The 11,002-nt window shown below is 61.7% G+C and carries 11 protein-coding genes; 4 read left to right on the forward strand and 7 right to left on the reverse strand.

What is annotated here, in order from left to right; all coding sequences use genetic code 11:
- Positions 1 to 392 precede the first annotated feature (392 nt).
- Together PU133_RS03710 and PU133_RS03715 are read right to left on the reverse strand one after the other, a co-directional pair.
- Positions 393 to 653, reverse strand: coding sequence for a membrane lipoprotein lipid attachment site-containing protein (locus tag PU133_RS03710; RefSeq protein WP_126007831.1), 261 nt, complete (start codon positions 651 to 653; stop codon positions 393 to 395).
- Positions 654 to 741: 88 nt separating this feature from the next.
- A complete protein-coding gene (locus tag PU133_RS03715; RefSeq protein WP_404863542.1) occupies positions 742 to 1,581 on the reverse strand; it encodes an alpha/beta fold hydrolase in 840 nt (279 codons plus the stop codon).
- Positions 1,582 to 1,793: 212 nt separating this feature from the next.
- Between PU133_RS03715 and PU133_RS03720 the strand changes: the two genes are divergently transcribed.
- The gene (locus tag PU133_RS03720) at positions 1,794 to 2,360 is read left to right on the forward strand and encodes a methyltransferase family protein (protein WP_404863543.1); all 567 of its coding nucleotides are present in this window, start codon (positions 1,794 to 1,796) and stop codon (positions 2,358 to 2,360) included.
- Here the strand turns inward: PU133_RS03720 and PU133_RS03725 are convergent.
- The gene (locus tag PU133_RS03725; RefSeq protein WP_404863544.1) at positions 2,309 to 3,250 is read right to left on the reverse strand and encodes a LysR substrate-binding domain-containing protein; all 942 of its coding nucleotides are present in this window, start codon (positions 3,248 to 3,250) and stop codon (positions 2,309 to 2,311) included. The two genes, PU133_RS03720 and PU133_RS03725, sit on opposite strands and share 52 nt — an antisense overlap.
- Positions 3,251 to 3,375: 125 nt before the next feature.
- Between PU133_RS03725 and PU133_RS03730 the strand changes: the two genes are divergently transcribed.
- Both PU133_RS03730 and PU133_RS03735 read left to right on the forward strand, forming a co-directional pair.
- Positions 3,376 to 4,326, forward strand: coding sequence for a VOC family protein (locus PU133_RS03730; RefSeq protein ID WP_404863545.1), 951 nt, complete (start codon positions 3,376 to 3,378; stop codon positions 4,324 to 4,326).
- Entirely contained in the window at positions 4,323 to 4,943 is a 621-nt protein-coding gene (locus PU133_RS03735; RefSeq protein ID WP_404863546.1) for an alpha/beta hydrolase, read from the forward strand. The genes PU133_RS03730 and PU133_RS03735 overlap by 4 nt, the downstream gene beginning before the upstream one ends.
- 86 nt (positions 4,944 to 5,029) lie before the next feature.
- Here PU133_RS03735 and PU133_RS03740 read toward each other — a convergent pair whose 3' ends face one another.
- Positions 5,030 to 6,064, reverse strand: a complete 1,035-nt coding sequence (locus PU133_RS03740) for a YihY/virulence factor BrkB family protein (protein WP_404863547.1) — start codon at positions 6,062 to 6,064, stop codon at positions 5,030 to 5,032.
- 68 nt (positions 6,065 to 6,132) lie between these two features.
- Between PU133_RS03740 and PU133_RS03745 the strand changes: the two genes are divergently transcribed.
- Complete coding sequence (locus PU133_RS03745) at positions 6,133 to 6,762, forward strand: GNAT family N-acetyltransferase (protein ID WP_404863548.1); 630 nt, start codon at positions 6,133 to 6,135, stop codon at positions 6,760 to 6,762.
- A gap of 186 nt (positions 6,763 to 6,948) precedes the next feature.
- On the opposite strand, the gene PU133_RS03750 is transcribed toward PU133_RS03745, so the two are convergent.
- Genes PU133_RS03750 through PU133_RS03760 form a run of 3 tightly spaced genes read right to left on the reverse strand, consistent with a single transcriptional unit; the run spans position 6,949 to position 10,584 of the window.
- Positions 6,949 to 8,013 (reverse strand): ABC transporter ATP-binding protein, encoded by a 1,065-nt coding sequence (locus PU133_RS03750; protein WP_404863549.1) that lies wholly within the window; start codon positions 8,011 to 8,013, stop codon positions 6,949 to 6,951.
- Positions 8,006 to 9,589, reverse strand: a complete 1,584-nt coding sequence (locus tag PU133_RS03755) for an ABC transporter permease (protein ID WP_404863550.1) — start codon at positions 9,587 to 9,589, stop codon at positions 8,006 to 8,008. Before PU133_RS03755 ends, PU133_RS03750 begins: the two co-directional genes overlap by 8 nt.
- Positions 9,586 to 10,584, reverse strand: coding sequence for an iron ABC transporter substrate-binding protein (locus PU133_RS03760; protein ID WP_404863551.1), 999 nt, complete (start codon positions 10,582 to 10,584; stop codon positions 9,586 to 9,588). The genes PU133_RS03755 and PU133_RS03760 overlap by 4 nt, the downstream gene beginning before the upstream one ends.
- Positions 10,585 to 11,002 lie beyond the last annotated feature (418 nt).

An 11,002-nucleotide genomic window follows, 5' to 3' on the forward strand; every position in this document is an offset into this window, starting at 1 on the left:
AAGGCGTCCTTCCTGCCCGAAACCGGACGTGGGCTTGGCAGCGCTCCATATGGGCCTGTTGCCGCCCAAATGCGAGCAGGTCCGTCAGGCGCCAAAAGCACAAGCACAATTGGGGCATCTGGAACAGGCGCGGAACGAAAGAACGACGAATCGCTGACTCTAACGGATTCCGGGTTTGTTCACCGCAACATCTATGCCGCGTGGCGGCTGGCGCGTCTAGATCGTGAATCTTTTGAAGCATTTGGCGGTTGATGTTGTCCGCACGGGAGAATGCGGGCGAGGACTCCGAATCGAGAGGGAGTCAAGCCATGCGGTGAAGGTGACGGGCCAGGTCGCGAGAAAGGGATCGGCCGCGAAAGCGCCCGATCCCGATGAGCGATAGATCGGTTTTCTTAGTAGCCGCGCGGACAGGCTGCCACATACCGGCGGCCGTAGCTGTCGCGATAGTAGCACTGGCCCGGCTGTTCGGATGCGCGGCCGATCAAAGCGCCGGCTGCGCCACCAAGCGCTGCGCCGACGATCGCGCCTTCGGTATCGCCAACGGCCCCGCCGACAGCGCCACCGGCAACGGCACCGATCACGGCACCTTCCTGGGTCGGGGTGCAGGCGGCCAATGCGGCGGTCATAAGGATTGCAGACAGGATCTTTTTCATTTTGGTTTTCTCCGAGCGTCCCACTGCAAAAGTAATTACGGCAAGTGCTTGTTCCGTCAAGGAGCAGGATGACAGAGACTTTTGCCTGTCAGGCGCGACGCAGGTTCAAGCGCTCTGCCCGGAGCACGAGCTCGGCATCGCGGGCAAAGGCGTTCAAAAGGGGATTGAACAGCTGCGGCGCGTGCCAGAATGCGGCATGACCCGTTGCGGGGATCAGGTGGGAGCGATCACGCCACAGATTGGCGAAGGGGATCGTTTCGAGATAGCTCAAGCGAACAAATGGATCGAGGACGCCGTTGACGAGCGCGATCGGCATCGACGACGTTTCCACCAGTCGTCTCTGATCGGCGCCATGTCCATGCATGAGGCTTCGCAGGAAATTGACGCGCAGGCGTCCGTCCGTGCGCGCAATCATCGTCAGGAATTCCGGGTCGAACGCATCGCCGAAACACAGTTGCGCGAACCGCGTCACGTCGCGTTCTGAGAAGTGGCGCTTGGAGGTGAGCAGGATGTCGAAGCTCGGCTGAAAACCGCGCAGCAGTCCGAGCGGGCCGAGCGAGACAGGAGGCGTGCCCGATAGCAAGAGAGCGACCGGGATGCTTGTGGTTGCTGCGATCTGCAGCGTTACATGGCCGCCAAGCGACCAGCCGAAGAAGACCGCTCTGCTGACGCCGATCGACGTCAGGGTTTCCGTGACGACGCCGGCCAAACCCTTCAACGTGTAGGTCTTGTCCGGTGTTGCGGCGTCCGAGGAGAGGCCATGGCCCGGAAGCTCGATCGCTACCAAGCGGTGGTGGCTCAAGATCGGGTCTGCGAACTGACGATGAAAGACGTCGATCGAGCTGCCGGAGCCGTGAAGCAGAACGATCGGCAAACCGTCGCCGCCGGTGTCGCGCACCCGCAGCGCCGCATCGCTTGTGGTTATCATCCGATCGATTGGCGCCATGGCCATTGTCCCATTCAGTAGCGTCCCATGTTGACACGAGGCCCTCTAGATTTCGTGTAGGGGAATGGTCAATGAAACGTTAGCAAGGCGACATATTACGGTTGTGTTCAGAAAGCTGTGCTACTTCAGCATGTTGCGCTTGCCATCTCTAAGCCCCCCGGTTAGCGTCCCGAAACCCTGCAAGACAGTCGTTGATGATGAACAATCAGACCCTCCTAGATCTCGCCAGCATTCTTCTCGGCCTTGTCGTCGTCGGTCAGTTCACCTGGGCAATGCGGTTTCATTTCACCACTGAAAAGATGCCGCCAGCCGCGAAGATGATCTCGGTGATCAGCATCGCAATGATCGCCCTTTTCATCTATCTGCTGATGACGCGCGTGCAGCCGGTCGGGGCCCATGTGGCAGGACTTTTGATGATGATCGGGGCATCGTTGCTGTTCGTCAGTGCGATCCGGGCATCGAAAAAGGCGCGGCTCTGGTACGTCTTCGAAGGCCGCAGCCCAAATACGCTCGTCACCGATGGGCCCTACCGATATCTTCGTCACCCGTTCTACGTTTCCTATCTGGTTCTGTGGGCCGGCTGGGCACTGACCACGTTCTCTCTCGTCTCGATCCTTCCGGTCATGATCATCGCGCTCGTCTATATGCGGGCGGCGAAGGGCGAGGAGGCGACCATTGCCGCCTCGCCGCTGGCGCATGACTACGCTGCCTACAAGCGGCGCGCGGGTTTCTTCTGGCCTAAATTCGGCAGCTCTTCCTGATCGGCGGCAACCGCGTCCTCAATGAAGCGCGTAAAGGCATCGACCTTTGCCGGTAGCCGCTCATAGGGCGGATAAAATGCCGTCAGCCAGATCATCTCGGGCGGCCAATCGGGAAGCACCTGCACCAGGCGGCCATCAATGAGCGCCTCCTCCATGATGAAGCGCGGCAACAGCACGATGCCTTCGCCGGCGATTGCCAGATCCGCCAGAAGCTCTCCGTTGTTGCAGGCAAGCTTCGAGGCGATGCTCACGTCGGCTCTCTCGTCGCCATTGCGCAGGCGCCAGATCTGCGGATCGTTCGAGTTCGAATAGGCGAGACAATTGTGCCGGGCCAGTTCCTGCGGCTTGGCGGGGCTGCCACGCCTGGCAACGTAATCCGGTGACGCTGCGAGCACGCGGGGCACCTCGCAGATCTTGCGCCAGATGGTGGAGCGATCGGTGGGCGGACCCGAGATGCGGAGGGCCATGTCGTAGTCGTCGCGCAGGATGTCGACGAAGCGATCGGTCAGGTCCATGGCCAGCGTCAGGTCCGGATAAAGGATGCGAAATCGGGCGATCGCGTCGGGGAGGAACCTCATGCCGAAGGATAGCGGGGCGCTGACCTTCAGCGTGCCGCGCAGCGTATGCTGTTCGTCGCGCACGGCGTCCGTCGCCTGGTCGATCTGGCGAATGGCCGTGCGCATGCGGTCGGCGTAGATGGCGCCGGGTGCGGTCAGCGCCACCTTGCGCGTGGTGCGCACAAACAGTTGCACGCCGAGTTCTTCTTCCAGTTCGGCCACCTGCCTGGTGACCACAGAACGCGACAGGTTCAGCGCCCGCGACGCATCGGCGAAGCTCGACCGTTCCGCGACCTCAAGAAAGATACGGCTGCGCTCGAGATGTCCCATCATTGCCTTCCAACTGTTCTGAATCTGGCAACAGATAATAGCAGATTATCGTACTAGAAAAGACAGTGGAAGATCGCGACATTGGCTCCAACAGTTCACATGCCCTCTCAGGCAGAAAGGAATTTCCGATGTTGAACGAGATCAGAGGCCTGCACCACGTCACGTCGATGGCTGCGGATGCACGCGAGAACAATCGCTTTTTCACCGACACGCTCGGCCTGCGCCGGGTGAAGAAAACTGTAAATTTCGACGCGCCCGATGTCTATCACCTGTATTATGGCGACGAAGTCGGCACGCCGGGTTCGGTCATGACCTATTTCCCGTTCCCGAACATCCGCCGCGGTCGCCCGGGCACGGGTGAAGTCGGAACGACCGTCTTCGCCGTCCCGCAGGGTGCGCTGCCGTTCTGGAAAGAGCGTTTCCAGAAAATGGGCGTCAGTGGTCTAAAGGAAGAGGAACTCTTCGGCGAGAAGCGCCTGCATTTTGCCGGGCCCGATGGTGACGGTTTTGCGCTTGTTGAAACCAGCGACGACGACCGCCAGCCCTGGACCGGCAATGGCGTTGGTGACGATGTCGCGATCCGCGGGTTTCACTCTGCCGCCATGCGGCTGCGGGACGATGGCGCGACCGGCGAACTCCTGAAGTTCATGGGCTACAGCGAAATCGAAGCGCGCGACGGCGTGAAGCGGTTCGCGATCGACGGCGGCAACGGTGCGCACCGCATCGACATCGAAATCATGCCGAACATCGCCCATGCTGACCAGGGTGCCGGTTCGGTGCACCACATCGCCTTCGCGGTCGATAATCGCGACAGCCAGTTGGCGGTGCGCAAGGCATTGATGGACACGGGATACCAAGTGACGCCGGTTATCGACCGGGATTATTTCTGGGCGATCTATTTCCGCACGCCCGGTGGCGTCCTCTTCGAAGTCGCCACCAACGAGCCGGGCTTCGAGCGTGACGAAGACCGGGCGCATCTCGGTGAAGCGCTCAAGCTGCCGCGCCAGCATGCGCATCTTCGCCCGTATCTCGAAAACACGCTGCAGAAGATCGACGGTGCAGCGGGAGCTGCGGCATGAGCCTGCAGTCCTACAAGCATCGCATCCGGCCGGGCGCGCCGGGTGCGCCGATCCTCTTTGCCTTTCACGGGACGGGCGGCGACGAGAACCAGTTTTTCGACTTTTCCGCCCGGCTGATGCCACAGGCAACGATCGTCTCGCCCCGTGGTGATGTGTCGGAAGGTGGCGCACTGCGCTTCTTCCGCCGCAAGGCCGAAGGTGTGTACGACATGGACGATCTGGCGATCCGGCGGGATGCTCTTGCTGCGTTCGTCGCTGCGCATCGCGATGAGGCGAAGGCGGGCGCCGTCTATGGCCTCGGCTACTCCAATGGTGCCAATATCCTGGCAGCCATGATGCTGGAGAACGGTGCGCTCTTCGACGGCGCCGTGCTCATGCATCCGCTGATCCCGTGGGCGCCGGCGGCCAATGCGGCTCTCAAGGACCGAGACATCGTGATCACAGCCGGCCGCCGCGATCCGATCTGCCCGCCGGCCGAGACGCAGGCGCTCGCCGATTACTTCTCGGCACAGGGCGCAGCGGTGAAGCTCGATTGGCACGAGGGCGGGCATGACATCCGTCCGAACGAAGTTGAAGCCGCGCAGGCTTTCGCGTCTCGTCTCGGGGTCAGTGCCTGAGTTCAGAACGTGCTCGACACAACGCAACGACGCGGTCTCGTACGGAAGCCGCGTCGTTCTTGTTTCAGGCAGACTTGGTTTTGGTGTCAGGCAGGCCTGGCTTCGCCGACCGTGTCTGCTACGACAGCTCCCCGCTCGCCCATCCGACGGCCTGGACCGACTGTCGTGTCGTTCAATGTCTGGTGCTCGATCTCGGCGTTCAATTGCGCGCCGACCAGCAGGATGATGACCGAAATCCAGGTCCACGTCATGAAACCGATGACAGCGCCGAGCGAGCCGTAGGTGGCGTTATAATCCGCGAAATTCTGCAGGTAGAAAGAGAAGGCGGCCGAGGCAGCGATCCACACGATGGTCGCAAGCACCGAACCGGGGAACAGCCAACGCCATTTCGCCGGTCGCCTGCTTGGACCAAAACGGTAGACGAGCGTGATGCCGACCGCGATCATGGACAGTAGGATCGGCCAACGCAGCCACGCGATCATCAGATCGGCCTGACGTTCCAGCCCCATGAAAGCGATGATCGCTGGCACGACACCCACTGTGAAAATCAGCGCGATCGCCACCATCAGACCGCCGAGCGTAAAGACTGCGGAGAGGAGGTTGAGCTTGATGAAGCCACGTTTTTCCTCCTCCGCATAGACGATGTTCATCGCGTCGAAGAGGGTTTTGATGCCGTTGTTCGCACTCCACAGGGCGATCATGAGACCCAGGATGAAGCCGAAGCTAAGCGCGCTGACATCCTGAGTGGCCAGAGCGTCCAACTGGGTCTCGATGATATCGAGCCCACCGGCCGGCAAGAGCGAACCCAGAAACGCGATGTGGTCGGCGACGCTGACGGGGTTGGCGACGAGGCCATAGAGCGACACGAACGCGGCAAGCGCGGGGAAAAGTGCCAGCAGCAGATAAAAGGTTGCGCCTGCTGCCACAAGCATGATGCGATTGGCGCCTATGTTGTTCCAGATGCGCCATGCCACATCGAGCCAGCCGTGGCGGGAAAGCTGCATCGGGTGGTCGGCACGACGTCCGCGCGAAATCTGCGCACCATCGGTCCGCTCCTTGTCCTGCTTGGCAGCGGTGGAAGCATCGATGATGCCGGTGCGTTCGTCGCCAAAGTCGCTCACGCTGGTGTCCCCGGTTTGGTTGGCGCGATGTTTCGCATGTTGGTAGGATCAAGGTCCGGAGGAAAGGAATGTTCCGAACGCGCATCGCGGATGATCTGGATTTGCTGGTGCGCACCGTCGAGCCGGCGGATAGGGCGCATCTTTTGGCCGGTTTTTCCCATCTCTCTGAACGGTCGCGGTTCTTCCGCTTCCTGGGCGGTGTCACGCGGCTTTCCGAAAAGGATCTCGCCCGCTTCACTGCTCGATCCAACTCCGAGCACTGTGCGATTGGGGCGCTCAACATGAGCGTCGTTCCGCCCGACCCGGTTGCCATCGCGCGTTATGAACGGCTCGACACCGATCAGGAAAGCGCAGAGATGGCTCAGGAAAGCGCAGAGATGGCCGTGACCGTCATCGACGCTTATCAGGGTCGCGGAGTAGGACCGTTGTTGATTGGCGCCATCGCCTTTTGTGCGGCGGAAGCTGGGATCAAGCGGTTCGTGGCTTATGTGCATCCGGAAAATCGCGGGATGATCCAGCTGATGATCTCCCTCGGCGCGCATATCGCGGATGCGGCCGAGGGGGAGATCACGTTCGACATGCCGCTGCATCGAGATGCAGAAGGCTATCCGGATACGCGGGCAGGAAAGCAGATGCGGCTGGCTTACGGTCTGATGGCGCATCATGCGCGGGAATCAGCCGCTCGTCCGACGGGGTAGTCCTGATTTGTTTGCGTCGTATCAGCTCAGGCCGAGGAACGACAGGATGGCGATGACGATGACGACGAGGCCGACGATGTAGATGATGCTGTTCATTGTTTTTCTCCTTGCATTTCGACCGGGAGAACGACGGCCTGCGACGATGGTTCCATTCGCAAATGGTAAAACACCGTCTTCGGTGGAGATTCACGAGTTTTCTGCGACGGCTTGTTCGAAAAGGGCGACGGGCTCGGATGTGGTCAGCCGCACCGGTGTGCCGATCGTCAGCAAGCTGTTGGTCGCCGCGATCGCCATGATCTCGGTTCCGCCGACGCGGACCCAATAAAGCTGGTCGTGGCCACGGAACTCGCGACCGATGACGACGCCGTTGCCATCTTCGGCGGGCGTCAGCACGAATTGCTCGGGTTTCACTGCCAGTCGCACATTGCCGTACATGGTCCGGTCGATGGCGAGGTCGCCGAAATCCGTCTGGGCGAGGAATCCGTTCGCGCAAGCGGGAACGATGTTGGAACGGCCGATGAAGCGCGCGACGAATTCGTCGGCAGGGCGCCGATAAACGTCATCGGGCGTGCTCATCTGAAGGATCCGGCCCGCATGCATGACAGCGATGCGGTCGGCAAGCGCCAGCGCCTCCTCCTGATCATGCGTCACCAGAATGGCTGCGGACCCGGCCTGCTTCAGGAGCCGGCGGACTTCCTGGCGGGTCTCGACCCGCAAGGCGGCATCGAGATTGGAAAAGGGCTCGTCGAGCAGAACCAGAGGCGGTGCCGGCGCTAGCGTGCGGGCGAGCGCCACGCGCTGCTGCTGGCCGCCCGATAGCTGATGCGGCATCCGCTCGGCGAGATCGGCGAGGCCGACCATCTCCAGCATCTGCGCCGTTCTCTTCCGTTGATCGGCAGCCGAGGCGTGTCGCAATCCAAAGGCGACGTTGGCCGCAACGCTCAGATGCGGAAAGAGCGCGTAATCCTGAAAGACGAAGCCGATGCCACGCTTTTCTGGTGGCAGGTTCGTCACATCGCGGCCATTGAGGCTGATCGTGCCTGCGTCCGGCCGCTCGAAGCCGCCGGTCAGGCGCAGCGTCGTGGTCTTGCCGCATCCCGAAGGACCGAGAAGCGCAATGAGTTCGCCCGGCATGACCTCGAAGGACACGCCGGCGACTGCGGCGCCGCGCGCCGACGGAAAATGCCGCACGAGATCGCGCGCCGCGAGCAGCGGTCCCGAACTCCGATCAATGTCAGCTGTTTCAGTCATGTTTTGCTTCATGCCTGAGAACGACCCCGACAAACAAGCCGGAAAAGATGATGATGGCTGCGGCATAGGGTGCCGCATTGACCAACATGCCCTCTGATGTGCGGCTGAACAGCGTAATCGCAAGCGAACGGTATCCGGTCGGGGCCAGCAGGAATGCGATCGGCAGTTCCTTCATGGCGATGACGAAGACGAGCACCATGCCGCCGATCACGCCGCGCCGGATCAGTGGGAACACCACATGGGCGACGACCGAAAGCGGACTGTAGCCGAGCGAGCGTGCCGCTTCCTCAAGCGACGGGCGCGCGAGGTACAGCGCCGCGCGGATCGGTCCAAGCGCCAGCGCCAGGAAAGCCAGCGAATAGGCTATCACAAGCAGCAGATGCGACTGATAGAGCGGCCGTGCGAAGCCGAGCGAGATGAACACGAAGGCAAGCGCAAAGGCGAGCGGTGGCACCGCATAGCCGATGAAGGCCAGGCGGTTGATCGCGCTCGACAGTGGCGACGGATAGCGCACCGCCATGACGGCGACGGGCAACGCGAGCGCACCGGCGAGCAGGGCGGAGGGGACCGCCACCGACACGGAATGCCAGAAGCTCGTCAGAAGCGCGGGCAGGCTCGGCAGCAGAGGCTCGGCCGAAAGCCAGAAGGCAAGAACCGATACTGGCAGGCCGAGCGAGGCGAGCGCCACGAGGGCGATGAAGCCCCAGGCGGCCGCAGACGTGAGCGTGCTGAGCGAAGACAGGCTCGATCGCACGCCGGAACCGGTGCCGGTGCGGGCGAAATGGGCACCTTCGCGCAGCTTGCTCTCCCACCAGATGACCGAGACCGCGATGGTGATCATGATCAATGCGAGCCAGGCGGCATAGATGCGGTCGTAGGCAGCGGCGTATTGCGTGTAGAGCGCGTAGGAGAAGACCTCGTAGCGCATCAGCGCAACCGCGCCGAAATCGCCAATCACATAGAGGCCGACGACGAGCCAGCCGGAAAACAGCGCCGGGCGCAGATAGGGCAGCGTGACGCGGAAAAAGACCTCACGGGGTGACGCGCCAAGTGCGCGCGCGCTCTCTTCAAGGCTCGCATCGATGCTGCCGAGCGCCGCGCGCAAATTCAGATAGATGTAGGGATAGGTATAGAGGCTGAGAGCGAGCGTCGCGCCGAGCCAGCCTTGCGGTCTGGGAAAAGTCCAGCCGAAGAGCGTATTCATGAAGCCATAATAGCCGGAGAGCCCGATCAGCGCATAGGCCATTACGTAGCCCGGAACCGCGAGCGGCAGCACCACCAGAATATGCGCGAAGCGCCGTCCCTTCAGGCTCGTGCGCGTGGTGAGCCAGGCCAGCGGCGCGGCAATCGCGGTCGCGAGAATGAGCACGCCGGCGACGAGGGCGGTCGTGTTCAACAGGAGTTGGCCGGTTCGGGGCCTGAAAACGAGAGAAGCGACCGTGCCGAAATCGGCCTCGGTCGCGCGCAGCACGAGGTAGAAGATAGGGACCAGCATCGCCAGCCCCACCAGAATGGCGGGGATGACGAAGATGGCGGGCGCCGCGCGTTTGCGGCCGCCCGTCACAAGGGTTGTCACAGCAAGCCGACCTCACGGAGCAGGTTCAGCGTGCCTTCCAGATCGTCGATGTCGTTCAGGTCGAGCGGAGGCGATGCGAGGATGACGTCCTCGATGTTCGGCTCAATGCCCGCATTGTCGGCACCTTCAATGACACCGTATTCCTGGTTGTCCTGCGCGAAATAGGTTTGGGCTTCTTCGGACAAGAGGAAGGCGACGAACTCTTCGGCCGCTTCCTTGTTGTCGGACGAGGCGAGAACGCCTGCGCCGGCCGCCATCAGCAGATTGCCGGCATCGCCATTGGCGAAGATCGACTGCTCGACCGGGAAGGCGGCATCGGCAGCCTTCTGGCGGAGAAGGTAATAGTGATTGACGAGGCCGAAATCGACTTCGCCGTCGGCGATCGCCTGAAGCTGCGACGCGTTGTTGGAATAGACCTGCGTGTCATTGGCGATCATCGCCTCGAGCCACGCCTTGGTTTCATCTTCGCCGAGCAGCACGCGCAGCGCGGTGAGATGCGCTTGGAAGGAGCCGTTGGTCGGCGCCCAGCCGACGCGGCCGCGGTACTCTTCGCCGGTCAGGTCTGTGATCGACGTCGGCAGCTCGCCTTCTTCGACACGCTCCGGCGAATAGACGAATGTCCGTGCACGTGCCGAAGCGGCAACCCAGCGGCCTTCGTCATCGCGCAGTGTTTCAGGAACGTTGGCCAGCACCTCTTCCGGCAGCGGCTCGAACAGTTCGCCGACGGCGCCCAGAGCACCCGGATCCTGTGCCCAGAACACATCCGCCGGGCTCTGCTCACCTTCTTCGGTGATCAGGACGGCCATCTCGGCGGTTCCGCCATAGCGGACTTCGACTTCGATGCCGGTCGCTTCGGCGAAGCGGTCGATGATGGGCTGCGCGAAGGCTTCGCCACGGCCGGAATAGATCGTCAGTTCCTGTGCGCTCGCAAGCGTTGGCAGCGATACGGCCGCAAAGGCAGCCGCGGCGATCAGCGATCGGGTCGTCTTGGACATCAGTGTCTCCCGTTATGTTGTCTGTCCCGGTCTGCGGAACGGATTAAGCCGTCCCGCGAACTCTCCTGAAGCAAGCTGCATTGCGCTACCCGTTCCATCGAGGCGTCGCTACAATACCTGACAATTAGCGTCAAGTAATATCCGCGGCACGAAGAGCGGCGCATGCGACTGCTTGGGGAGGGGTGGCGAGTAGCACCAGGCCGGCAGACCATCCCTGCCTATATAGTACGCGCATACCCGCACGTGCTGTTCAGACAAGTCACCTTGAAGCGCCAAGGCGGCGAGCCTGCACACTCAACAGGCAGCGCTAGAAAGCAGGCAGGGTCGGCGCATTTTTTGTCGCCAAAACGGGATGTTGGGACATTTTCTTGCAAGGTGCGAAAACTGTCATTTTTCTGCAAAATGGCTGTTGACCGGA

It is taken from the genome of Georhizobium sp. MAB10, assembly GCF_045012825.1.
GTDB classification, from domain to species: Bacteria; Pseudomonadota; Alphaproteobacteria; order Rhizobiales; family Rhizobiaceae; genus Georhizobium; species Georhizobium profundi.